Annotated in this window: 21 protein-coding genes and 1 other annotated feature; of the genes, 12 read left to right on the forward strand and 9 right to left on the reverse strand. The window is 57.7% G+C overall.

Features of this window, described 5'->3' with window-relative positions:
* Positions 1-29 precede the first annotated feature (29 nt).
* Complete coding sequence (locus tag ACOI7D_RS17835; RefSeq protein ID WP_162543094.1) at positions 30-161, forward strand: hypothetical protein; 132 nt, start codon at positions 30-32, stop codon at positions 159-161.
* On the opposite strand, the gene maa is transcribed toward ACOI7D_RS17835, so the two are convergent.
* The 5 genes from maa to acrA form a co-directional block, all read right to left on the reverse strand.
* On the reverse strand, positions 133-699 hold the full coding sequence (maa, locus tag ACOI7D_RS17840; protein WP_109546595.1) for a maltose O-acetyltransferase: 567 nt from the start codon (positions 697-699) through the stop codon (positions 133-135). The two genes, ACOI7D_RS17835 and maa, sit on opposite strands and share 29 nt — an antisense overlap.
* Positions 700-857: 158 nt before the next feature.
* On the reverse strand, positions 858-1076 hold the full coding sequence (locus ACOI7D_RS17845) for an HHA domain-containing protein (RefSeq protein ID WP_002892050.1): 219 nt from the start codon (positions 1074-1076) through the stop codon (positions 858-860).
* A gap of 26 nt (positions 1077-1102) precedes the next feature.
* Positions 1103-1477 carry an Hha toxicity modulator TomB gene (gene tomB, locus ACOI7D_RS17850; protein ID WP_002892066.1) on the reverse strand — a complete coding sequence of 125 codons (375 nt, stop codon included), beginning with the start codon at positions 1475-1477 and terminating at the stop codon, positions 1103-1105.
* Positions 1478-1960: 483 nt separating this feature from the next.
* The gene (gene acrB, locus ACOI7D_RS17855) at positions 1961-5107 is read right to left on the reverse strand and encodes a multidrug efflux RND transporter permease subunit AcrB (protein WP_023288644.1); all 3147 of its coding nucleotides are present in this window, start codon (positions 5105-5107) and stop codon (positions 1961-1963) included.
* A gap of 22 nt (positions 5108-5129) precedes the next feature.
* Positions 5130-6323 carry a multidrug efflux RND transporter periplasmic adaptor subunit AcrA gene (acrA, locus tag ACOI7D_RS17860; protein WP_023288645.1) on the reverse strand — a complete coding sequence of 398 codons (1194 nt, stop codon included), beginning with the start codon at positions 6321-6323 and terminating at the stop codon, positions 5130-5132.
* A 142-nt stretch (positions 6324-6465) separates the two neighbouring features.
* On the opposite strand from acrA, the gene acrR reads away from it, so the two are divergent.
* Both acrR and mscK read left to right on the forward strand, forming a co-directional pair.
* Complete coding sequence (acrR, locus tag ACOI7D_RS17865; RefSeq protein WP_023288646.1) at positions 6466-7116, forward strand: multidrug efflux transporter transcriptional repressor AcrR; 651 nt, start codon at positions 6466-6468, stop codon at positions 7114-7116.
* A 129-nt stretch (positions 7117-7245) separates the two neighbouring features.
* Positions 7246-10593 (forward strand): mechanosensitive channel MscK, encoded by a 3348-nt coding sequence (mscK, locus tag ACOI7D_RS17870; RefSeq protein WP_044521298.1) that lies wholly within the window; start codon positions 7246-7248, stop codon positions 10591-10593.
* A 35-nt stretch (positions 10594-10628) separates the two neighbouring features.
* Here the strand turns inward: mscK and ACOI7D_RS17875 are convergent, their stop codons facing one another.
* The 3 genes from ACOI7D_RS17875 to priC all read right to left on the reverse strand — a co-directional run bounded on the left by ACOI7D_RS17875 (position 10629) and on the right by priC (position 12309).
* Positions 10629-11528 carry an Rpn family recombination-promoting nuclease/putative transposase gene (locus ACOI7D_RS17875; RefSeq protein WP_032454012.1) on the reverse strand — a complete coding sequence of 300 codons (900 nt, stop codon included), beginning with the start codon at positions 11526-11528 and terminating at the stop codon, positions 10629-10631.
* 67 nt (positions 11529-11595) lie between these two features.
* Entirely contained in the window at positions 11596-11769 is a 174-nt protein-coding gene (gene rsmS, locus ACOI7D_RS17880; protein WP_004204742.1) for a pleiotropic regulatory protein RsmS, read from the reverse strand.
* Positions 11770-11781: 12 nt separating this feature from the next.
* Positions 11782-12309, reverse strand: a complete 528-nt coding sequence (priC, locus tag ACOI7D_RS17885) for a primosomal replication protein N'' (protein WP_048296890.1) — start codon at positions 12307-12309, stop codon at positions 11782-11784.
* 69 nt (positions 12310-12378) lie between these two features.
* Between priC and ACOI7D_RS17890 the strand changes: the two genes are divergently transcribed.
* From ACOI7D_RS17890 to ACOI7D_RS17930, 9 genes are all read left to right on the forward strand, one after another.
* A complete protein-coding gene (locus ACOI7D_RS17890; RefSeq protein WP_004204740.1) occupies positions 12379-12756 on the forward strand; it encodes a DUF454 family protein in 378 nt (125 codons plus the stop codon).
* A gap of 150 nt (positions 12757-12906) precedes the next feature.
* Positions 12907-13458, forward strand: a complete 552-nt coding sequence (gene apt / locus ACOI7D_RS17895; protein WP_023288650.1) for an adenine phosphoribosyltransferase — start codon at positions 12907-12909, stop codon at positions 13456-13458.
* 92 nt (positions 13459-13550) lie between these two features.
* Entirely contained in the window at positions 13551-15458 is a 1908-nt protein-coding gene (dnaX, locus tag ACOI7D_RS17900) for a DNA polymerase III subunit gamma/tau (protein WP_044521306.1), read from the forward strand.
* Positions 14791-14855, forward strand: a sequence feature (DnaX frameshifting element). (Overlaps the previous gene by 65 nt.)
* A 57-nt stretch (positions 15459-15515) precedes the next feature.
* On the forward strand, positions 15516-15848 hold the full coding sequence (locus ACOI7D_RS17905; protein WP_008805448.1) for a YbaB/EbfC family nucleoid-associated protein: 333 nt from the start codon (positions 15516-15518) through the stop codon (positions 15846-15848).
* Positions 15848-16453, forward strand: coding sequence for a recombination mediator RecR (recR, locus tag ACOI7D_RS17910; RefSeq protein WP_002892177.1), 606 nt, complete (start codon positions 15848-15850; stop codon positions 16451-16453). Before ACOI7D_RS17905 ends, recR begins: the two co-directional genes overlap by 1 nt.
* Before the next feature lie 111 nt (positions 16454-16564).
* A complete protein-coding gene (htpG, locus tag ACOI7D_RS17915; RefSeq protein ID WP_023288652.1) occupies positions 16565-18439 on the forward strand; it encodes a molecular chaperone HtpG in 1875 nt (624 codons plus the stop codon).
* Positions 18440-18661: 222 nt separating this feature from the next.
* Entirely contained in the window at positions 18662-19306 is a 645-nt protein-coding gene (gene adk, locus ACOI7D_RS17920) for an adenylate kinase (protein ID WP_002892184.1), read from the forward strand.
* A gap of 128 nt (positions 19307-19434) precedes the next feature.
* Entirely contained in the window at positions 19435-20397 is a 963-nt protein-coding gene (gene hemH / locus ACOI7D_RS17925) for a ferrochelatase (RefSeq protein ID WP_023288653.1), read from the forward strand.
* 63 nt (positions 20398-20460) lie between these two features.
* Positions 20461-21765 (forward strand): inosine/guanosine kinase, encoded by a 1305-nt coding sequence (locus tag ACOI7D_RS17930; protein WP_109546594.1) that lies wholly within the window; start codon positions 20461-20463, stop codon positions 21763-21765.
* A 34-nt stretch (positions 21766-21799) separates the two neighbouring features.
* Here the strand turns inward: ACOI7D_RS17930 and ybaL are convergent, their stop codons facing one another.
* Positions 21800-23476, reverse strand: a complete 1677-nt coding sequence (ybaL, locus tag ACOI7D_RS17935) for a YbaL family putative K(+) efflux transporter (protein ID WP_109546593.1) — start codon at positions 23474-23476, stop codon at positions 21800-21802.
* Between the last annotated feature and the right edge of the window lie 122 nt (positions 23477-23598).

A 23598-nucleotide genomic window follows, 5' to 3' on the forward strand; every position in this document is an offset into this window, starting at 1 on the left:
GTCCCCGAATTCTGCAATAAGCCTGCCCCGTGCGCCCGGTGGTTCGGGCGTGGCAGGCTCAGCCTGAAGGCTATTTTATGTTGCAGTATTCTGCGGAGAAAGTAACAGATCGGTTACAGAAAAGCATAACAGTTACGCATTTGGCGGCGGAAGGCGCTTGATGATCTGCGCCGGGTTGCCGCCGACAACGGTACTGGCGGGGACGTCTTTAGTGACCACCGCTCCGGACGCGATGACCGCATTATCGCCAATGGTCACCCCGGGATTGATCACCGCCCGACCGCCAATCCACACATTGTGGCCAATGGTCACCGGTTTGCCATATTCCTGGCCGCTGTTTCGGGCCTCCGCATCCAGCGGATGGGTGGCGGTATAGATATGGACGCCCGGGGCCAGCATGCAGTTATCGCCAATATGGATAGGACAGACGTCCAGCATCACGCAGTCAAAATTGGCGTAAAAACCGGCGCCGAGAAAGATATTGTAGCCGTAGTCGCAGCGAAAGCTTGGCTCGATATACGCATCGCCAGCGCGACCGAGCAGCTCGGCGAGAATACGCTGACGTTCTTCCTGCACATCCGGGGCGGAATGATTATAACGGTGCAGCAGCTGTCTGGCGCGCAGGCGATCGGCGCGTAGCGTTGGGTCGCCAGATAAATAGACCTCACCGGCGATCATTTTGCGTTTTTCTTCACTCATTGGTCTTCCTTATACCTGACGTTAGATGGCCGCAGCAGTATAAAAAAGAAACCGGTTACAGGTTTGCTGTTGGCTAAATGATGTGATGACTATCACAAAGATACCCTGCTGAGGCTGGCGATTACCGCCCGGTCAGCAGACCGCGTCGGGCGCGGTAATTAGCGGATAAATTTCCAGACGGACGTCGGGATCTTATCGTACAGCTTATTCATGGTCAGTTCAGCCAGACGATGATCGGCGGCTGAGTAAAATACCGCCAGCTCATTATCAGAAAGTTCATATTTGTTTTTTTCAATGACGCGCTCCAGCGTGTCAATTGTCTGGCAACGGCGTAAGCGCATCAAATAGTCTGTTTTAGTTAATGGCTTATCAGACATAATTCCACCTTTTGATTGTAATAATCCTAACACGAAAGACTGGCCGGATTTTCCCGGCTGGCGTTGACAAAACAACGAAATAACCGATTACCGGATTTTTTCCACTTTTGCAAATCCGTAGAGTTAATGCCGTAGTTACTGAACAACGTAAATGTATCGTCCAGATATTCGTCAACCTGAGCGATCAGCTTATTATCCTCAGCGTACTTAATTTTATAATTAAGGGCGAATGTGGCAATGTGCTCGATCAGTTCATTTAACTGGAGATTGACAGCCGATGTCGGGTCGTTGACCCAGCCATGGTTGCTCTCTTCCAGGTTTGCAAGGCAGTCATGATACAGCGTTTCGCAGAGAAAGCGTAGTTGTGCGATATCATGTCTTTTTGGCGAGTATTCGTCCATAACGCATCCCCTTTTGAGTGGTTTAAACGACGACTAACAAACACCGTTGTGGGATGAACACGACTAACTGACCTGACACTAACTGAGTAATCCTGCTGATTTAACTATAATCCACTCTCCAACAGATTTCATCGTGCTATTACGAAAAATTACAATTATCAGAGAGAAATTATCTTAAAAATAGACGAATTAAATTCTCCGACCCGGGCGCGCAGCCTGAAAAATAGAGATGTCTTATCAATCATTGGCTTAAGGCAGGCAGTCGTCGCGTTCAGAAACCGCCGGCCGTGATGATGATATTAGGATTATTCCTGGTAAATGAGCGTAAGAAGATCCTAAGGGCTAAACAGCGTGATAGATATAGCCGGGAACACATCAATATATATTAAATGCAGCGCGAAAAATAAACAATGGCAATATGTGCCCTGTGGGTAATGATCAAAAAAAGGGCCGCAGTAGCGGCCCTTTGTTCATCAGTGCAGATTAATGATGCTCAACCTGATGGCTGTGCTCAATATCTTCCGATTTCTTACTAAAGCGGCGTCGCACCACCACAAAGAACACCGGCACGAAGAAGATTGCCAGGATCGTCGCGGTCACCATCCCGCCCATTACGCCTGTACCTACGGCGTTCTGCGCACCGGAGCCCGCTCCGGAGCTGATAACCAGCGGCATAACCCCAAGGATAAACGCCAGGGAGGTCATCAGGATTGGACGCAGACGCATACGTACCGCTTCAAGCGTCGCCTCAATCAGCCCTTTGCCCTCTTTCTCCATCAGGTCTTTGGCGAATTCAACGATCAGTATCGCGTTCTTCGCCGACAGGCCGATGGTGGTCAACAGGCCAACCTGGAAGTAAACGTCATTGGTTAAACCGCGGAAGGTGGCGGCTAACAGCGCGCCGACCACACCCAACGGTACGACCAGCATGACCGAGAACGGAATCGACCAGCTCTCATACAGCGCTGCCAGACACAGGAAGACGACAATCAGCGAGATGGCATACAGGGCAGGGGCCTGGTTACCGGACAGCCGCTCCTGATAAGACATCCCGGTCCAGTCGTAGCCAATACCCGACGGCAGTTTACCCGCCAGCTCTTCCATCAGGCTCATCGCCTCACCGGTGCTCTTGCCTGGCGCTGCCTGGCCAAGAATTTCCATTGATGGCAGACCGTTGTAGCGTTCCAGACGCGGCGAACCGTATTCCCAACGCGAGGTGGAGAAGGCGGAGAACGGCACCATCTGGCCATCACTGCCGCGAACATACCACTTGCCGATGTCTTCCGGCAGCATACGGTATTTCGCTTCGGACATGATGTACACTTTCTTCACGCGGCCGCGGTCGATAAAGTCGTTGACATAGCTTCCGCCCCAGGCGGCGCCCAGCGTGGTGTTAATGTCGCTGATGGAGACGCCCAGCGCCTGGGCTTTTTCCTGATCGATATCGACTTTGAACTGCGGTGTATCTTCCAGACCGTTAGGACGCACGCCAGTCAGCACGTCAGGATGCTGCGCCACCATGCCAAACAGCTGGTTACGTGCCTGGGTCAATTTTTCGTGTCCCAGGCCGCCCTGGTCAATCAGCTGGAAGTCAAAGCCGGTCGCGGTACCCAGTTCAACGATAGCCGGCAGGTTAAAGGCGAAGACCATCGCGTCTTTAATCTGCGAGAAGTAGCCCATCGCCCGACCGGTAATCGCTTCAACTTTGTTTTCATCGCCTGGACGCTGACTCCAGTCTTTCAGCGAGACGAACGCGATACCGGTGTTCTGGCCGCGGCCGGCGAAGCCGAAGCCGTTAACCGCAAACACGGATTCCACGTTGTCCTTCTCTTTGGTGAGATAGTAATTCGTCATCTCATCCAGCACTTTCTGCGTGCGCTCCTGGGTGGCGCCGGCAGGCAGCTGGGCCATACTCAGGAACACCCCCTGGTCTTCGTCCGGCAGGAACGAGCTCGGCAGACGAACGAACAGCCACGCCATACCCACCACGATGATCAGATACAGCACCAGATAACGACCGGTGCTGCGCAGAATGTTGCCTACGCTGTCGGTGTAATGGTGCGTGCTCTTATCGAACATGCGGTTAAACCAGCCGAAGAAACCCGTGGTCGCGCCATGGCTGCCTTTCTGAATAGGCTTCAGCATCGTGGCGCACAGCGCCGGCGTCAGGATCAGCGCAACCAGTACCGATAGCGCCATCGCGGAAACGATGGTGATGGAGAACTGGCGATAGATGGCCCCGGTTGAGCCGCCGAAGAACGCCATCGGGATAAATACCGCCGACAGCACCATGGCGATACCTACCAGCGCGCCCTGAATCTGCCCCATCGATTTACGCGTCGCTTCTTTCGGCGGCAGGCCTTCTTCGGCCATGACGCGCTCGACGTTCTCGACCACCACGATGGCGTCATCCACCAGCAGGCCGATGGCGAGCACCATCCCGAACATCGTCAGGGTGTTTATCGAGAAGCCAAACGCCGCCAGCACCGCGAAGGTCCCTAACAGGACCACCGGCACCGCGATGGTCGGGATCAGGGTGGCGCGGAAGTTCTGCAGGAACAGATACATCACCAGGAAGACCAGGATGATCGCTTCCACCAGCGTTTTAACCACTTCGTGAATAGAGATTTTCACGAACGGGGTGGTGTCATACGGGTAAACGATTTTCATCCCCGACGGGAAAAACGGCTCCATCTTCGCCAGTTCAGCGCGGATCGCGTTGGCGGTATCCAGCGCGTTCGCGCCGGTAGCCAGTTTAATACCCAGACCGGACGCAGGCTGGCCGTTATACTTCGCCACCACGTCATAGCTTTCGCCACCCAGTTCAATTTTGGCGACATCACGCAGACGAACCTGGGAACCATCCTGGTTCACCTTCAGCAGGATGTTGCCAAACTCTTCCGTATTGGTCAGACGCGTCTGTGCGACGATGGAGGCGTTGAGCTGCTGGCCTTTCACCGGCGGCGTACCGCCTAACTGACCAGCGGCTACCTGGGCGTTCTGCGCTTTCAGCGCGCTGATCACGTCCACCGGCGTGAGCTGGAAGTTATTCAGTTTATTCGGATCCATCCAGATACGCATCGCGTACTGGGAACCGAACAGCTGAACGTCGCCGACGCCGCTGGTACGGCTGATCGGGTCCTTCATGTTGGCCGCCACGTAGTCCGAAATGTCGTCCTGGTTCATGGTGCCGTTGGTGTTAATGACGCCGACAACCATCAGGAAGCTGCTGGACGCTTTCTCAACGCTGATCCCTTGCTGCTGTACTTCTTGCGGCAGCAGAGGGGTGGCCAGGGCCAGCTTGTTCTGAACCTGAACCTGGGCGATGTCCGGATCGGTACCGGATTCGAAGGTCAGGGTGATGGTCGCCGTACCGGTGGAGTCGCCATTCGAGGACATGTACATCAGGTGATCGATACCGTTCATATTCTGTTCGATAACCTGAGTCACGGTGTTCTGCACGGTTTCGGCGTCAGCACCGGGGTACATGGCGGTAATGGAAATTGCTGGCGGCGCAATCGTCGGATATTGCGCCACCGGCAATTTGAGGATCGATAATCCCCCAGCCAGCATGATGATGATGGCGATCACCCATGCAAATATGGGGCGATCGATAAAGAAATTAGGCATGTCTTAACGGCTCCTGTTTAAGTTAAGACTTGGTTTGTTCTGATGGCGCGTTGCCTGCGGCTTGCTGTTTATCATCAGAAGCTACTTCCTGCGCTTTTACCTGCACGCCTGGTTTGATTTTTTGCAGGCCGGTGACGATAACGCGATCGCCGGATTTCAGACCGTCAGTGACCAGCCATTTATCGCCAATCGCTTGAGAAGCAGTGACCTGGCGGACTTCGACCTTATCGCCTTCACCCACTACCATGACGCTGGCGTCACCGCGCGGCGTACGGGTCACGCCCTGTTGCGGCACCAGCAGGGCGTCAGGGTTAACCCCTTCTTCCAGACGCGCGCGGACAAACATCCCCGGTAACAGGGTGTGATCCGGGTTGGGGAAAATGGCGCGCAGCGTGATAGAGCCGGTGGTCTGGTCGACGGTCACATCCGAGAATTCCAGGGTGCCGGACTGCGGATACTTAAGACCGTCGTTAGTCACCAGCTCCACTTTCGCTTTACCGTTTTCCTGTTTCAGACGGCCATCGGCCAGCTCCTGTTTCAGGCGCAGGAAATCATTGCTCGACTGGGTGACATCAACATAGATCGGATCCAGCTGCTGAACGGTTGCCAGAGCGGTTGACTGACCATTCTGCACCAGCGCCCCTTCGGTCACCGCGGATTTACCAATGCGGCCGCTGATCGGCGAGGTGACTTTGGTGTAGGCCAGATTGATGCGCGCGGTTTCCACGGCCGCTTTCGCCGCGACCACGGCCGCATTGCTTTGCTGCGCCGTCGCGACGGCGGTATCGTAGTCTTGTTGACTGATATACTTAGTGCCTAACAGTTTCTGATAACGCTTGACCGTCAGTTGATCCATGTTTGCCGCCGCCTGGGCTTTTGCCAGGTCGCCTTTGGCGCTGTCATAGCTGGCCTGATAGGTGGCTGGATCGATCTGATACAGGGAGACGCCGGCCTGGATATCGCTACCTTCGACGAAGTTACGTTTCAAAATAATGCCACTGACCTGAGGGCGGACTTCCGCAATGCGATAGGCGCTGGTGCGGCCTGGCAGTTCGGTGGTCATTTGTAGAGGTGCGGATTTGAGCGTCACAATACCGACTTCCGGCATGTGCTGGGCTCCCTGTTGAGCCGGTTTATCGTCACATCCTGTTAGCGCTAAGCTGCCTGAGAGCATCAGAACGACCGCCAGAGGCGTTAACCCTCTGTTTTTGTTCATATGTAAACCTCGAGTGTCCAATTTCAAAATGTTCAGTGGCTCAAACAACCACAAACCCACTACAGTCTTTCTATTATGGTCGTGCTATGGTACATACATTCACAAATGTATGTAAACGTAACCTCTGTAAAGTCATTAACCTATGGCACGAAAAACCAAACAACAGGCACGTGAAACCCGGCAACTGATTCTGGATGTTGCTCTGCGTCTGTTTTCGCAGCAAGGCGTATCATCTACCTCGTTGGCAACAATTGCAAAAGCTGCGGGTGTAACGAGGGGGGCTATCTACTGGCATTTCAAGAATAAATCAGATTTATTCAACGAAATTTGGGAGCTGTCAGACGCCAGTATTAGCGATCTCGAAATTGAGTATCGGGCAAAATTCCCTAACGATCCACTCTCAGTTATCAGGGAGATACTAGTCTATGTTCTTGAAGCGACGGTGACAGAGGAGCGCCGTCGGTTGATGATGGAGATTATCTTCCATAAGTGCGAATTCGTCGGTGAAATGACCGTGGTGCAGCAGGCCCAGCGGCAGTTATCCCTGGCGAGCTACGAGCGCATCGAGCAGACCTTGAAAGAGTGCATCGCCGCGAAGCTGTTGCCCGCCAATTTACTCACCCGGCGAGCGGCGATTTTAATGCGCAGCTATCTTTCCGGCCTGATGGAGAACTGGCTGTTTGCCCCCGACTCGTTCGACCTGCATGCGGAAGCGCGCGATTATGTTGCCATCCTGCTGGAGATGTATCAGTTCTGCCCCACGCTGCGCGGCCCGGAGAACCTGTCAGCGTAAACGTCGCGCGCGGGGGGACGTGAATTTTTAGCGCCGTCCGCCGCTATTCGCCAGCGATGAGAAGTGCTATTCTTCGCGCTTGCGACGACCCCCGGTATTCTCCGGCATTTGCATTCATTCATATTAACTATGCTGCACACGATCTCCAGGCAACGCGCCACGTTCATCTTTATCATTATACTGCTCTGTTTTATTGGCCTTTTCAGTCCAGTTCAGGGCCGCGCCGCGGACCTCCCTGACCGGGCGGAGGTGCAGAGTCAGCTCAATACATTAAACAAGCAAAAAGAACTGACTCCGCAGGATAAACTGGTCCAGCAGGATTTGACCCAGACCCTGGAAACGCTGGATAAAATCGATCGCATCAAGAGCGAGACGACGCAGCTCCGCCAGCAGGTCGAGCAAGCCCCGGCGAAGCTGCGCCAGGCGGTGGACAGCCTTAACAATCTGAGCGATGTCCCGAACGACGACGCGACGCGCAAAACGCTGAGCACGCTCTCCCTGCGTCAGCTGGAATCACGCGTCACCCAAACGCTGGACGATCTGCAGAATGCGCAAAACGATCTGGCGACCTACAACAGCCAGTTGGTTTCCCTGCAAACGCAGCCGGAACGCGTGCAAAATGCGATGTACAAAGCCTCCCAGCAGCTGCAGCAGATCCGCAATCGTCTGAATGGCACCTCGGTGGGGGATGAGACTCTGCGTCCGACCCAGCAGGTGCTGCTGCAGGCCCAGCAGGCGTTGCTTAACGCGCAGATCGAGCAGCAGCGCAAGAGCCTCGAAGGCAATACGGTGCTGCAGGATACCCTGCAGAAGCAGCGTGACTACGTCACCGCCTGGAGCAACCGGCTGGAGCATCAGCTGCAGCTGCTGCAGGAGGCGGTGAACAGCAAGCGGCTGACCCTGACTGAGAAAACCGCCCAGGAGGCGGTCACGCCCGACGAAACGGCGCGTATTCAGGCCAACCCGCTGGTCAAGCAGGAGCTGGATATCAACCACCAGCTGAGCGAGAAGCTGATTCAGGCGACGGAGAACGGCAACCAGCTGGTGCAGCGCAATATTCAGGTGAAGAACTGGCTCGACCGCGCCCTGCAGTCTGAACGGGATATTAAAGAGCAAATTTCCGTGCTCAAGGGCAGCCTGCTGCTGTCGCGCATTCTCTACCAGCAGCAGCAGACGCTGCCGTCGGCGGATGAGCTGCAGGATATGACCAATCGCATTGCCGATCTGCGGCTCGAACAGTTCGAGGTGAATCAGAAACGCGACGCGCTGTTCCAGAGCGATGCCTATGTCGCCAAGCTGGAAGAGGGGCACAGCGCTGAAGTAAACGATGAAGTGCACGCCGCGCTGCTGGAAGTGATCGACATGCGCCGGGAGCTGCTCGACCAGTTCAATAAACAGCTGGGGAATCAGCTGATGATGGCCATCAACCTGCAGATCAACCAGCAGCAGCTGATGAGCGTCTCGAGCAGCCTGAAAGAAATTCTGACCCAGCAAATTTTCTGGGTGAACAGCAATAAACCGATGGACTGGGAGTGGATTAAGGCCTTCCCGGAAGCGCTGAAAGGTCAGTTTAAGGCGATGAAAATCACCGTGAACTGGGAAAAAGCGTGGCCAGCGGTGTTTGTCGCTTTTCTTGCCGGATTACCGCTGCTGCTGATTGCCGGCCTGATCCGCTGGCGTTTGCAGTGGCTCAAGGATTATCAGGCAAAGCTTGCCTCCCAGGTAGGCCAGCTGCGGAATGATACCCAACTGCATACGCCGAAGGCGATCCTTATCGACCTGATCCGCGCCTTACCGGTGGTGCTGGTGATTCTGGCGATTGGCCTGATCTTACTCACCATGCAGCTCAATATCAGTGCTCTGCTGTGGGCGTACAGTAAAAAGCTGGCGATGTTCTGGCTGGTGTTTGGCCTGTGCTGGAAAGTGCTGGAAAAGAACGGCGTAGCGGTCAGCCACTTTAATATGCCGGCGCAATTGACCAGCCACTGGCGGCGGCAGATTGTTCGCGTCAGCCTGGCGCTGCTGCCGCTGAATTTCTGGTCGGTGATTTCCGAGCTGTCGCCGCTGAACCTGATGGACGACGTGCTGGGGCAGCTGGTGATTTTCTTCAACTTACTGCTGATAGCGGTGCTGGTCTGGCCGATGTGCCGGGAAAGCTGGCGCGATAAAGAGTCGCACAGCCTGCGCCTGCTGACGATCACGGTGCTGTCTATCGTTCCGGTGGCCCTGATGGTGCTGACGGCGACCGGCTACTTCTACACCACGCTGCGCCTGGCGGGACGCTGGATCGAGACCGTCTATCTGGTCATGATCTGGAACCTGCTGTACCAGACTGTGCTGCGCGGCCTGAGCGTGGCGGCGCGGCGCATCGCCTGGCGCCGGGCGCTGGCGCGCCGTCAGCATCTGGTGAAGGAGGGCGCGGAAGGCGCCGAGCCGCAGGAGGAGCCGACTATCGCCCTCGAGCAGGTCAACCAGCAGACGTTACGCATCACCATGCTGGTGATGATCGCGCTGTTCGCGGTCATGTTCTGGGCGATTTGGTCGGATTTGATCACCGTTTTCGCCTATCTCGACAGCATTACCCTCTGGCATTACAACGGCACCGAGGCAGGGGCCAGCGTGGTGCGCAGCGTTACGATGGGCAGCCTGCTGTTTGCCATTGTGGCGTCGATGGTTGCCTGGGCGCTGATCCGCAACCTGCCGGGGCTGCTGGAGGTGCTGGTCCTGTCGCGGCTCAACATGCGCCAGGGGACTTCCTACGCCATTACCACCATTCTTAACTATGCGATTATCGCCATCGGGGCGATGACGGTATTCGGGTCGCTGGGCGTCTCATGGGATAAACTGCAATGGCTGGCGGCCGCGCTGTCGGTTGGTTTAGGTTTTGGTCTGCAGGAGATCTTCGGTAACTTCGTCTCCGGCCTGATTATTCTGTTCGAACGTCCGGTGCGCATTGGGGATACGGTGACTATCGGCACCTTCTCCGGTACGGTAAGCAAAATCCGTATTCGCGCCACCACCATCACCGACTTCGATCGCAAAGAGGTGATCATCCCGAACAAGGCGTTCGTTACCGAGCGCTTGATCAACTGGTCGCTCTCCGACACCGTGACCCGCGTGGTGATCCGCCTCGGCGTCGCCTACGGTTCCGATCTGGATAAGGTGAAGGAGGTGCTGCTGAAGGTCGCGCACGATCATCCGAAAGTGATGCAGGAGCCAGCGCCAGCGGTCTTCTTCACCACCTTCGGGGCCAGTACCCTGGATCATGAACTGCGTCTGTATGTCCGTGAACTGCGCGATCGCAGCTACACGGTGGATGAGCTCAACCGCGCCATCGACCGTCTGTGCCGGGAGAATGACATCAACATTGCCTTTAACCAGCTGGAAGTCCATCTGCGAAATGAAAAGGGCGACGAGGTCACGGAAGTGAAGCGGGACGGAAAGGGTGACGATTTAGCGCCCTCCGTCGCGTCTTAACTGAAAAGGGGCGGCGCAAAGCCGCCCCTGCTGCATCAGGGCGTCAGCGCGGCGAGCTCTTCGTCGCTAAGCCCGGTGAGTTCCCGCACGATTTGACGTTCGAGGCCGCGCGCCAGCATTCTGGCGGCGATGCTGCGAGTGGCTTCCTGTTCGCCCTCCTGCTGCCCCTGTTTACGGCCTTTCTCTTCCAGCCATTCGGCAATGGTCATCATCAGCTCCTTATGTCTGGGCGACTGCGCCGCCAGCGCGCGGATCAGCGCCCCCGGATGTTCCGTGGTACCCGCCTGCAACATATAGCGCAGCAGCGTATTTAACTGCGCTTCTGTCAGATAACCTTGCGTCATCAGCGCAATCAGCGGCACCTGCAGCTCGGCCAGATCGCGATGGCGGATATGCTTTTGCAACAGCTCCAGCATGGCCATACGCCGATGACGGACGATCTGATTATCTGGCATAACGGTGAGGTCCACCAGCGGAAAATCACCGCTATAGAGCGCCTTCGCCAGCGCCGGTTCGGCGAATAGCTGTTGCCAGTTGCGGGGCCAGGGCCAGGGGCTGACCTTGCCGTGATAAAACAGAATTGGTACCACCAGCGGCAGCGTGTCGTGGCCAGCGTCCAGATGACGCTGCATGGCGGCCAGCGCGTAGCGCAGCAGGCGAAACGCCATCAGCTTGTCCGGGGTACTCTGGTGCTCAATCAGCGCGTAAACATAGCCCGGTCCGTGGCGGGTGCGCAGTGAGTAAAGGATATCGGAATAGCTGGCGCGCAGGTCCTCTTCAACAAAGCTACCGGAGACCAGCTGCAGTGAATCCAGCTCGCAAATTGCCAGAAACGGCGCGGGCAGATACAGCTGCAGGAAATCCTTCGCCACCGCCTGATGCATCAGCATCTGGCGAAAAACCGCATCGTGCGGGGTTTGACTGACCTTTTCCATCAATATTGCCTCCATCGGCGTCATGCGCAGAGGACCACTCTGCCAGCACGTCGTCGTGGGCAACATCTTACTTCTGCGGCGTTTGCGAGGCGCTTTCCGCGTTTTTTAACTTGTTTGCATAATCCCGCCTGACAATTTCCAGCGCGTCCAGCACCGTTTGCGCAGGGATCTGATGCGACTCCAGCAACATGATTAAATCGACGGCCAGTTTGACCTCATCGGGGGCATTTTCCAGCGACATCGGACTCTCCTGTTAGCGCGTCAGCCGCGCCAGTACGTTTTCAATCTTGTCCAGCGCCTGTCGACAGCGCGCCAGCCGTCCGCTGTAGACCTCGACTTCGCTGGCCAGCCGCTGCTGCTCGTCAAGGCTGGTAGCCTGCGTCAGCTGGCGCTGGCGTTGGTCGCGCATCGCCAGCAGGCGGCGCTCATACTCCTGATGCTGCAGGCGACGGCGCTGCCAGCGGCTCAGCGTTGGCGAGGCATGGTCCCAACTGCGCAGCGACCAGGTGGCGGTTTCGCGACGCAGCGCGGCGATTTGCGCCGCCAGCCGCTCGGCGATCCAGGCTACCTGCGGCAGCTGCTGGCGCTCGACGGCCTGGCGGAGCTGGCTGAAGTTGTGTTGGGCTTCCGCCAGATAGGCCTGCATCAGCGTGCTGCGGGTGTGGAAGAGCTGGCGGTCAAAGCGCGGGCTGAGGGTCGCGTGCTCCGCCAGCGGCGCCACCAGCGCGGCCAGCTCGCTGAGCTGATTGTTCAGCGTTTGTAAAAGTTGAGCTGTTTTCACCCACCCCCTCCATTTTCCATCAGCCAACTGTGCTACAGTAGCCGTATCTGTTTGATAACGATTCGCATTATGCCACCTGTTATTTTAACCATTATCGGCTGGCTGGCGGTAGCGCTGGGTACGCTGGGCGTTTTCTTACCGTTGCTGCCGACGACGCCGTTTATTCTGCTCGCCGCCTGGTGCTTTGCCCGCTCATCGCCGCGCTTTCACCAGTGGCTGCTGTATCGCTCATGGTTCGGCGGCTATCTTCGCCACTGGCAGCAGTACCGCGCCATGCCCCGCGGCGCCAAACCGCGCGCCATTGCCATGATCGTAGCGACTTTTGCTATTTCGCTGTGGCTGGTTAAGCTTACGTGGGTGCGCATTATGCTGTTGGTCATTCTGGCCTGTCTGCTGATCTTTATGTGGCGCATTCCGGTGGTTGACGCAAAGCAACAAAAGCACTGATGCGCAATAAAGCCTGTTGCAATTGTTGCTGACAGCCAGTAAATTCTGGCGTTTTCGAGCGCGGGTAAGCCTGGTCAAAGGTTAAACAAATGTTTCTTTGGCCCCTTTTGCACGCCCGTGGGTAACACCGTTTCAATCAGGCATACACTTATGACCGCAACTGCACAGCAGCTTGAATATCTGAAGAACAGCATCCAGAGTATCGAGGATTATCCAAAACCTGGCATTCTTTTCCGCGATGTCACCAGTTTACTGGAAGACCCGAAAGCTTACGCGCTCAGCATTGAACTGCTGACCGAGCGCTACAAAGACGCGGGAATTACCAAAGTGGTAGGGACTGAGGCGCGTGGCTTCCTTTTCGGCGCACCGGTTGCGCTGGCGCTGGGCGTGGGCTTTGTTCCGGTACGCAAGCCGCGTAAGTTGCCGCGTGAAACCATCGCTGAGAGCTATGAGCTGGAGTATGGCACCGATCAGCTGGAGATCCACGTTGACGCCATCAAACCGGGCGACAAAGTGCTGGTGGTGGACGATCTGCTGGCGACCGGCGGAACCATCGACGCGACGGTCAAACTGATCCGCCGTCTCGGCGGCGAAGTACAGGATGCCGCTTTCATTATCAATCTCTTCGATCTGGGCGGCGAACAGCGCCTGGAGAAGCTGGGGGTCCACTGCTACAGTCTGGTGCCGTTCCCGGGCCACTAAGCAAATCCCTCCACATAGCCTCGCCGATCGGGCGGGGCTGTGATAGCATGACCCCTTCGTGATTTCACCTTCCAGCGTTTCAGAGCCAGCCCATGAGTTATCAGGTCTTAGCCCGTAAATGGCGCCCACAAACCTTTGCTGACGTCGTCGGCCAGGAACATGTGCTGACCGCACTGGCGAACGGCTTGTCGTTAGGGCGCATTCATCACGCTTATCTCTTTTCCGGTACCCGCGGGGTCGGTAAGACATCCATCGCCCGCCTGCTGGCGAAAGGGTTAAACTGTGAGACCGGCATCACCGCCACACCCTGCGGCGTGTGTGATAACTGCCGGGAAATAGAACAGGGGCGCTTTGTCGATCTGATTGAGATTGACGCCGCCTCGCGAACCAAAGTCGAAGATACTCGCGACCTGCTGGATAACGTCCAGTACGCGCCGGCCCGCGGCCGCTTTAAGGTCTATCTCATCGACGAAGTCCATATGCTGTCGCGCCACAGCTTCAACGCGTTATTAAAGACGCTGGAGGAGCCGCCGGCGCACGTCAAATTCCTGCTGGCGACGACGGATCCGCAGAAGCTGCCGGTGACGATCTTATCCCGCTGCCTGCAGTTCCACCTGAAGGCGCTGGACGTTGAACAGATCCGCCATCAGCTGGAGCATATTCTTGGCGAAGAGCAGATTGCCTTCGAGCCCCGCGCGCTGCAGCTTCTGTCGCGCGCCGCCGACGGCAGTCTGCGTGATGCCTTAAGTCTGACCGATCAGGCTATTGCCAGTGGAGAAGGGCAACTGACGGCGGCGTCGGTGAGCGCCATGCTCGGCACCCTCGATGACGATCAGGCGCTGTCGCTGATTGAAGCCCTGGTCGCCGCCGATGGCGAGCGGGTCATGGCGGGCGTCAATGACGCCGCCGCGCGCGGCGTTGAATGGGAGGCGCTGCTGGTGGAGATGCAGAGCCTGCTGCACCGCATCGCCATGGTTCAGCTGTCCCCTTCGGCGCTGGGCGCCGACATGGCCGCGGTCGAAGTGCGAATGCGCGAACTGGCGCGCACCGTACCGCCGGGCGACGTTCAGCTCTACTACCAAACGCTGCTGATTGGCCGCAAAGAGCTGCCCTATGCCCCGGACCGGCGGATGGGCGTCGAAATGACGCTGCTGCGCGCCCTGGCGTTTCATCCGCGTAAGCCGCTGCCCGAGCCGGAGGTGCAGCCGGCACTGGCCGCCGCGCCCGCGCCGCGCCAGCAGGTTTCCCCCGCAGCGCCGCCGCCGCAGCCGTCGCAGAGTTTGCCGCCGACCACCAGCCAGGTGCTGGCGGCCCGCAGCCACCTGCAGCGCAGCCAGGGAGCAACCACCCCAAAAAAGAGTGAACCGGCAGCCGCTTCCCGCGCGCGGCCGGTGAATAACGCTGCGCTGGAGCGACTGAGTTCGATTACCGAGCGCGTCCAGGCTCGTCCGGCCGCGGCGGCGCTGGAGCAGGCCCCGGCGAAGAAAGAGGCCTATCGCTGGAAGGCGACGACGGTGGTTGAAGAGACCAAAGTCGAAGTCGCCACGCCTAAAGCGCTGAAAAAAGCGCTGGAGCATGAAAAAACGCCGGAGCTGGCGGCTAAGCTTGCCGTTGAAGCGGTCGAGCGCGACAGCTGGGCGGCGGAAGTGAGCCAGCTGGCGGTACCGAAGCTGGTCGAGCAGGTGGCGCTCAACGCGTGGAAAGAGCAGGAGGGCAATCGCGTCTGTCTGCATCTGCGCCCCAGTCAGCGCCACCTCAATTCCGCCGGCGCGCAGCAAAAGCTGGCTGAAGCGCTGGGGGTGTTGTACGGTACGCCGGTTGAATTGACCATCGTGGAAGACGATAATCCCGCGATGCGCACGCCGCTGGAGTGGCGGCAGGCTATTTATGAAGAGAAGCTCGCGCAGGCGCGCGACGCGATTATTGCGGATAATAACATTCAGACCCTGCGTCGTTTCTTCGACGCCGATCTGGATGAAGAGAGTATCCGCCCCATTTGACTGCAAGTTTGACTTGCAGTCAGTACCTTTAATGATGACTGACTGAGAGAGAAGCCTATGTTTGGTGGAAAAGGCGGCCTGGGTAACCTGATGAAGCAGGCCCAGCAGATGCAAGACAAAATGCAGAAGATGCAGGAAGAGATCGCTCAGCTGGAAGTGACCGGCGAGTCCGGCGCGGGTCTGGTGAAAGTGACCATCAACGGCGCGCACAACTGCCGCCGCGTGGAGATCGACCCAAGCCTGCTGGAAGATGACAAAGAGATGCTGGAAGATCTGGTGGCTGCCGCGTTCAACGACGCCGCGCGCCGTATCGAAGAGACCCAGAAAGAGAAGATGGCTTCCGTCTCTGCCGGTATGCAGCTGCCGCCAGGCTTCAAGATGCCGTTCTGATGCAAACCAGCCCGCTGTTAACTCAGCTTATGGAAGCGCTGCGCTGTCTGCCGGGCGTCGGCCCTAAGTCCGCGCAGCGCATGGCGTTTACCCTGCTGCAGCGCGATCGCAGCGGCGGGATGCGTCTGGCGCAGGCGCTGACGCGCGCGATGTCGGAGATCGGCCACTGCGCCGATTGCCGCACCTTCACCGAGCAGGAGGTGTGCAATATCTGCAGCAACCCGCGTCGCCAGGAAAACGGCCAAATCTGCGTAGTGGAGAGTCCGGCGGACATCTACGCCATTGAGCAGACCGGGCAGTATTCCGGCCGCTACTTCGTGCTGATGGGGCACCTGTCGCCGCTCGACGGCATCGGGCCTGACGACATCGGGCTCGATCGCCTGGAACAACGGCTGGAGGCGGAGTCGATCACCGAGGTGATCCTTGCCACCAACCCGACCGTTGAGGGCGAGGCGACGGCCAACTACATCGCAGAGCTGTGCGCGCAGTATGGCGTCGACGCCAGCCGAATCGCCCACGGCGTGCCGGTGGGCGGCGAGCTGGAGATGGTCGACGGCACTACGCTGTCCCACTCGCTGGCCGGTCGCCACAAGATTACTTTCTGAACAAATGGAGGCGGCCATCGCCGCCTCCGCTTGAAAAATTTCCCCGCTGTCCCCATCTCCCACTCAACGGTTTTTTACCCATTTAAAATGGCATTGTTGAGGTTGAATCAGATGAAAGGACAAGAAACTCGTGGTTTTCAGTCAGAAGTAAAACAGCTTCTGCACCTGATGATCCATTCCCTCTATTCCAACAAAGAAATCTTTCTGCGTGAGCTGATTTCCAACGCCTCTGATGCGGCCGATAAGCTGCGTTTCCGCGCGCTGTCGCAGCCGGATTTGTATGAGGGAGACGGCGAGCTGCGCGTGCGGGTTTCGTTTGATAAAGACAACCGTACCCTGACCATCGCCGATAACGGTATCGGCATGAACCGGGAAGAGGTTATCGATCATCTCGGCACCATCGCCAAATCCGGCACCAAAGCGTTCCTGGAATCCATGGGTTCCGACCAGGCAAAAGATAGCCAGCTGATTGGCCAGTTCGGCGTCGGCTTCTATTCGGCCTTCATCGTGGCGGATAAAGTGACCGTGCGCACCCGTGCGGCAGGCGATAAACCTGAAAACGGCGTGTTCTGGGAATCCGCCGGCGAAGGGGAATATACCGTGGCCGACATCACCAAAGCCGATCGCGGGACCGAAATCACCCTGCATCTGCGCGAAGGTGAGGATGATTTCCTCAACGACTGGCGCGTGCGCTCCATCATCAGCAAGTATTCCGATCATATCGCGCTGCCGGTTGAGATTGAAAAACAGGAAGAGAAAGACGGCGAAACCGTTATCAGCTGGGAAAAAATCAACAAGGCGCAGGCCCTGTGGACCCGCAGCAAGTCTGAAGTTAACGACGACGAGTACAAAGAGTTCTACAAGCACATTGCCCATGACTACAGCGACCCGCTGACCTGGAGCCACAACCGCGTGGAAGGTAAGCAGGAGTACACCAGCCTGCTGTATATCCCGTCGCAGGCGCCGTGGGATATGTGGAACCGCGATCATAAACACGGCCTGAAGCTGTACGTCCAGCGTGTGTTCATTATGGACGACGCCGAGCAGTTTATGCCGAACTACCTGCGCTTCGTACGCGGCCTGATAGACTCCAACGATCTGCCGCTGAACGTCTCCCGTGAAATCCTGCAGGACAGCAGCGTGACCCGTAACCTGCGCACCGCGCTGACCAAACGCGCGCTGCAGATGCTGGATAAGCTGGCGAAAGACGACGCCGAAAAATATCAGACCTTCTGGAAACAGTTCGGCCTGGTGCTGAAAGAGGGCCCGGCGGAAGATCCGAGCAACCAGGAGGCGATCGCCAAACTGCTGCGCTTCGCGACCACCCATACCGACTCCTCCGCGCAGACCGTGTCGCTGGAAGAGTACGTCTCGCGTATGAAAGACGGTCAGGAGAAGATCTACTACATCACTGCCGACAGCTATGCGGCGGCGAAAAGCAGCCCACACCTCGAACTGCTGCGTAAGAAAGGGATCGAAGTGCTGCTGCTCTCCGATCGCATCGACGAGTGGATGATGAGCTACCTGACCGAATTCGACGGCAAAGCGTTCCAGTCTGTCGCTAAAGCCGACGAGTCGCTGGACAAACTGGCGGACGAAGTGGACGAGTCCACCAAAGAAGCCGAAAAAGCGCTGGAGCCGTTCGTTGAGCGTGTGAAAAACCTGCTTGGCGACCGGGTCAAAGAGGTGCGTCTGACCCATCGTCTGACCGATACCCCGGCGATTGTCACCACCGATGCCGACGAGATGAGCACCCAGATGGCGAAGCTGTTCGCGGCTGCGGGCCAGGCGGCGCCGGAAGTGAAATACATCTTCGAACTGAACCCGGCGCATCAGCTGGTGAAACGCGCAGCCGATACCCAGGATGACGCGCAGTTCGGCGAATGGGTGGAACTGCTGCTGGATCAGGCGCTGCTGGCCGAGCGCGGCACGCTGGAAGATCCGAACCAGTTTATCCGCCGTATGAACCAGCTGCTGGCTTCCTGACGCGAACCTGAACGAGTAGCCCGGCCGAGCGACGCGACGCCGGGAACGGGATAAATGCCCCGTCTGAGCGATTTGCTCCGGCGGGGCATTTCACATTGGATGGCATAAAATATCTCACCATTAACCGTTTCAGCCGCACCGCCTTCCTTGAGCCATCGCCGTTCTGGTGGTATGGTTTAGCGTTTTTGAAAAATTGAATCGACTTTTGAGGGGATTTTCGTAATGCGTATTATTCTGCTTGGCGCTCCGGGCGCGGGTAAAGGAACTCAGGCTCAGTTCATCATGGAGAAATACGGTATTCCGCAAATCTCCACCGGCGATATGCTGCGCGCTGCGGTAAAATCCGGCTCTGAGCTCGGTAAGCAGGCGAAAGACATCATGGACGCCGGCAAGCTGGTGACCGATGAGCTGGTTATCGCGCTGGTTAAAGAGCGTATCGCCCAGGAAGATTGCCGTAACGGCTTCCTGCTGGACGGCTTCCCGCGCACTATTCCGCAGGCTGACGCCATGAAAGAAGCGGGCATTACCGTTGATTACGTGCTGGAATTCGATGTGCCGGACGAACTGATCGTCGACCGCATCGTTGGCCGTCGCGTTCACGCGGCATCCGGTCGCGTATACCACATCAAATTTAATCCGCCGAAGGTGGAAGGCAAAGACGACGTGACCGGCGAAGAGCTGACCACACGTAAAGACGACCAGGAAGAGACCGTGCGTAAGCGTCTGGTGGAATATCATCAGATGACGGCGCCGCTGATCGGCTACTACACCAAAGAAGCGCAGGCGGGCAACACCAAATACGCCAAAGTCGACGGCACCAAAGCGGTGGCTGACGTGCGCGCCGAACTGGAAAAAATCCTCGGCTGATAAAGCCTTTTCTCATCCTGCTGCGGCAGGATGAGAACTCCTCTCATTCCTACCTTTTGCTATGATTGGTTCCGTTTAGCGCCATTTCAGCTACAATTGGCTGCGATTCAAATGGTTAAGAGGCGGTAATGCATCAGACGAAAACAGGTATCTTGCTGGCCAATTTAGGCACTCCCGATGCGCCCACCCCCGGTGCGGTGAAGCGCTATCTGCGACAATTCCTCAGCGACAAACGGGTGGTGGATACGTCTCGTCTGCTATGGTGGCCGCTGCTGCGCGGCGTCATACTGCCGATTCGCTCTCCCCGCGTGGCTAAACTCTATCAGTCCGTCTGGATGGAAGAGGGGTCGCCGTTGATGGTATACAGCCGTCGCCAGCAGCAGGCGCTGGCCGCCAGACTGCCGGATACCCCGGTGGCGCTGGGCATGAGCTATGGATCGCCGTCGCTGGCCAGCGCGGTGGATGATTTACTGGCGCAGGGGGTGGGGCACATCGTAGTGCTGCCGCTGTATCCGCAATATTCCTGCTCGACGGTGGCTGCCGTCTGGGATGAGCTGGCGCGGATCCTCGCGAAGAAACGCGCCATTCCCGGTATCTCGTTTATTCGCGATTACGCCGGGCACCCGGACTATATCCATGCCCTGGCGGCCAGCGTGCGCGCCTCGTTTGCCGTTCATGGGGAACCGGATCTGCTGCTGCTCTCCTATCATGGGATCCCGCAGCGCTATGCCAATCAAGGGGATGATTATCCTCAGCGCTGTCGCGATACCACGCGGGAACTGGTCTCCGCGCTGGGGCTGCCGCCGGAGCGGGTAATGATGACCTTCCAGTCGCGCTTTGGTCGGGAACCCTGGCTGACGCCGTACACCGATGAGACGTTGAAGATGCTCGGCGAGAAAGGGACGAAGCATATTCAGGTGCTGTGCCCGGGGTTTGCCGCCGACTGTCTCGAAACGCTGGAAGAGATCGCCGTCCAGAACCGGGAAATATTCCTCGAAGCGGGCGGAAAGCAATATGAATACATTCCGGCGCTTAACGCGGACGCCGCGCATATTGAGATGATGGTCAACCTGACGGCGCCTTATCGCTGATCGCGCGCAGGGCGGGGAATATGCTACTATTTCCCGCTTGTTCCCTGTTATTTAAGCGCCACTATGAAATTTCCCGGTAAACGCAAATCCAAACACTATTTTCCCGTTAACGCCCGCGACCCGCTGCTGCAGCAAATTCAGCCGGAGAATGAATCCAGCGTCTCCTGGGTGGTGGGTATCGACCAGACGCTGGTGGATATCGAAGCGAAAGTGGATGAGGCGTTTATCGTGCGCTACGGCCTGAGCGCGGGCCACTCGCTGGTGATTGAAGATGACGTCGCTGAGGCGCTGTACCAGGAGCTGGTGCGCAATAATCTTATTACCCATCAGTTTGCCGGCGGCACGATCGGCAATACCATGCACAACTACTCGGTGCTGGCGGACGATCGCTCGGTGTTGCTTGGCGTCATGTGCAGCAATATCGAAATCGGCGGCTATGCCTATCGCTACCTGTGCAATACCTCCAGCCGTACCGATCTGAACTATCTGCAGGGCGTCGACGGCGCCATTGGCCGCTGCTTCACCCTGATCAGCGACAGCGGCGAGCGCACCTTCGCCATCAGCCCGGGTCATATGAACAAGCTGCGCCCGGAAAGCATTCCGGAAGCGGTGATCGCCGGCGCCTCGGCGCTGGTGCTGACCTCCTACCTGGTACGCTGCAAGCCGGGCGAGCCGATGCCGGACGCGACGATGAAAGCCATCGAGTATGCCAAAAAGCATGATGTGCCGGTGGTGTTGACTCTTGGAACCAAATACGTGATTGCCGATAACCCGGCGTGGTGGCAGCAGTTCCTGCAGGAGCATGTCTCGATTCTGGCGATGAATGAAGAGGAAGGGGAAGCGCTGACCGGCTTTGCCGATCCGCTGTCGGCGGCGGATAAAGCGCTGGGCTGGGTCGACCTGGTGCTGTGCACCGCCGGACCGGCGGGGCTGTATATGGCGGGCTTCACTGAAGAAGAGGCGAAGCGTAAGACCCAGCATCCGCTGCTGCCGGGGGCGATCCCGGAATTTAACCAGTTCGAATTCAGTCGCGCGATGCGTCACCAGGACTGCGTCAATCCGCTGCGGATTTATTCGCATATTGCGCCGTATATGGGTGGCCCGGAGAAGATCATGAACACCAACGGCGCAGGGGACGGCGCGCTGGCGGCGCTGCTGCATGACATCACCGCCAATAACTACCATCGCAATAACGTCCCCAACTCCAGCAAACACAAATGCAAATGGCTGACCTACTCCTCGCTGGCGCAGGTGTGTAAATATGCCAACCGCGTAAGCTATCAGGTGCTGAACCAGCACTCGCCGCGCTTAACCCGCGGCCTGCCGGAACGTGAGGACAGCCTGGAAGAGGCGTACTGGGATCGGTAAGCGAGTCCCTCTCCCGACGGGAGAGGGCAGAACATCAGCCGGTGACCACTTCACCGGCGGGTGGCGTTTCCAGAAGCTGCAGCATGGCGCGGGCAATTTCCCGCTCGCCCATCACCACCTGATTGGCCCCACGGTCGATAATGTAATCCACTTCGTCATCATAATGGGCGCGGGCGATAATCTCGATATGCGGACATTTTTCCCGTGCGGAAGCGACAATCTCGCCGGCCTCGTAGCCGTTGGGAATGGTCAGCAGCAGCCAGCGGGCGCAGTCGAGATGCGCCAGCTCCATGATCTCTTCATTGGCGGCATTGCCCAGCACCGCGCTGATCCCGCGCTCGCGTAGCTCATCCACGCGGGTGCGCGAGGTTTCAACCACCACCAGCGGGATCCCCTGGGCCATCAGCTTCTCGCCCAGCAGGCTGCCGACGCGGCCGAAACCGACCAGCAGCGCGTGGTTGCAGATATCGACCGGCACCTGCTTCTCGTCTTCCAGCACCTCTTCCAGGGTCTGCTCGTCGAGGGTTTCGGTTTTATCGAGATATTTCTCCAGCAGAGTAAACAGTACCGGGTTGAGCATAATCGAGATGATCGCTCCGGCCAGCACCAGGTTTTGCCCGGCCTGCGGCAGCAGGTTAAGCGCCATCCCCAGGCCGGCGAGAATAAAGGCAAATTCACCTATCTGCGCCAGGCTGGCGGCAATGGTCAGTGCGGTACGCGGCGAGTGGCCAAACATACGCACGAGGAAAAAGGCGGCTGCGGATTTACCAAAGATAATGATCGCCAGCGTCGCCAGCACCGCCAGCGGCTGCTGGACCAGCACCATCGGGTCAAACAGCATGCCGACGGAGACAAAGAACAGCACCGCGAAGGCGTCGCGCAGCGGCAGGGTGTCATGAGCGGCACGGTGGCTCAGCTCGGATTCGTTAAGCACCATGCCGGCAAAGAAGGCGCCGAGGGCGAAGGAGACATCAAACAGCTCCACGGCGCCGAAGGCGATGCCCAGCGCCAGGGCCAGCACCGACAGGGTGAACAGCTCGCGCGAGCCGGTGGCCGCGCTGCGCGACATGATCCACGGCACCAGCCGACGGCCGACCAGCATCATAATGGCGATAAAGGCCACCACTTTGCCAATGGTGATCCCGAGGTCGAGGGCCAGGGAAGCGAAGCCGAGGTTGCCTTTCTCCGCCATACCGGCAACCGCCGGCAGCAGGACCAGCGTCAGGACCATCACCAGGTCTTCCACAATCAGCCAGCCGATGGCGATCTGCCCGCGCTGACTGTCAATCAGCTGTCGGTCCTCCAGGGCGCGCAGCAGCACCACGGTACTGGCGGTGGAGAGGCACAGACCAAAGACGATGCCGGTCATCAGCGACCAGCCAAGGGCGGCGGAGAGCGCCATACCCAACAGCGTCGCCACGGCTATCTGGGCGATGGCCCCGGGAATGGCGATCGACTTTACCGCCATCAGATCCTTGAGAGAGAAATGCAGGCCGACGCCGAACATCAGCAGGATCACGCCGAGCTCCGCCAGTTCCGGAGCCAGTTTGGTGTCAGCAACAAAGCCAGGGGTGAAAGGTCCGGACAGCACGCCCGCTAAGAGATATCCCACCAGAGGAGAAATACGTAGCTTATTGGCAATCATGCCGAGAATAAAGGCTAGCACGAGGCCGCCGACAATGGTGGTGATTAGCGGTGTTGCGTGGTGCATTCCGTCTCCTTTCCAGTGGTGAATCGGTCCATTTTGCTACCCTGTCCGCGTAATAGTTTATGACAAAAACGTTCACTTTGTTTATGAATAATTCTTGAATTGTGCAAAAAAATGCAATTGGC

This window comes from Klebsiella sp. C360, from assembly GCF_048822415.1.
GTDB lineage: Bacteria > Pseudomonadota > Gammaproteobacteria > Enterobacterales > Enterobacteriaceae > Klebsiella > Klebsiella quasipneumoniae.

Coding starts and splice junctions, on each gene's coding strand:
- maa (WP_109546595.1), bottom strand. CDS start 699: ATGAGTGAAGAAAAACGCAAAATGATCGCCGGTGAGGTCTATTTATCT.
- ACOI7D_RS17845 (WP_002892050.1), bottom strand. CDS start 1,076: ATGTCTGATAAGCCATTAACTAAAACAGACTATTTGATGCGCTTACGC.
- tomB (WP_002892066.1), bottom strand. CDS start 1,477: ATGGACGAATACTCGCCAAAAAGACATGATATCGCACAACTACGCTTT.
- acrB (WP_023288644.1), bottom strand. CDS start 5,107: ATGCCTAATTTCTTTATCGATCGCCCCATATTTGCATGGGTGATCGCC.
- acrA (WP_023288645.1), bottom strand. CDS start 6,323: ATGAACAAAAACAGAGGGTTAACGCCTCTGGCGGTCGTTCTGATGCTC.
- acrR (WP_023288646.1), top strand. CDS start 6,466: ATGGCACGAAAAACCAAACAACAGGCACGTGAAACCCGGCAACTGATT.
- mscK (WP_044521298.1), top strand. CDS start 7,246: ATGCTGCACACGATCTCCAGGCAACGCGCCACGTTCATCTTTATCATT.
- ACOI7D_RS17875 (WP_032454012.1), bottom strand. CDS start 11,528: ATGGAAAAGGTCAGTCAAACCCCGCACGATGCGGTTTTTCGCCAGATG.
- rsmS (WP_004204742.1), bottom strand. CDS start 11,769: ATGTCGCTGGAAAATGCCCCCGATGAGGTCAAACTGGCCGTCGATTTA.
- ACOI7D_RS17890 (WP_004204740.1), top strand. CDS start 12,379: ATGCCACCTGTTATTTTAACCATTATCGGCTGGCTGGCGGTAGCGCTG.
- apt (WP_023288650.1), top strand. CDS start 12,907: ATGACCGCAACTGCACAGCAGCTTGAATATCTGAAGAACAGCATCCAG.
- dnaX (WP_044521306.1), top strand. CDS start 13,551: ATGAGTTATCAGGTCTTAGCCCGTAAATGGCGCCCACAAACCTTTGCT.
- ACOI7D_RS17905 (WP_008805448.1), top strand. CDS start 15,516: ATGTTTGGTGGAAAAGGCGGCCTGGGTAACCTGATGAAGCAGGCCCAG.
- recR (WP_002892177.1), top strand. CDS start 15,848: ATGCAAACCAGCCCGCTGTTAACTCAGCTTATGGAAGCGCTGCGCTGT.
- htpG (WP_023288652.1), top strand. CDS start 16,565: ATGAAAGGACAAGAAACTCGTGGTTTTCAGTCAGAAGTAAAACAGCTT.
- adk (WP_002892184.1), top strand. CDS start 18,662: ATGCGTATTATTCTGCTTGGCGCTCCGGGCGCGGGTAAAGGAACTCAG.
- hemH (WP_023288653.1), top strand. CDS start 19,435: ATGCATCAGACGAAAACAGGTATCTTGCTGGCCAATTTAGGCACTCCC.
- ACOI7D_RS17930 (WP_109546594.1), top strand. CDS start 20,461: ATGAAATTTCCCGGTAAACGCAAATCCAAACACTATTTTCCCGTTAAC.
- ybaL (WP_109546593.1), bottom strand. CDS start 23,476: ATGCACCACGCAACACCGCTAATCACCACCATTGTCGGCGGCCTCGTG.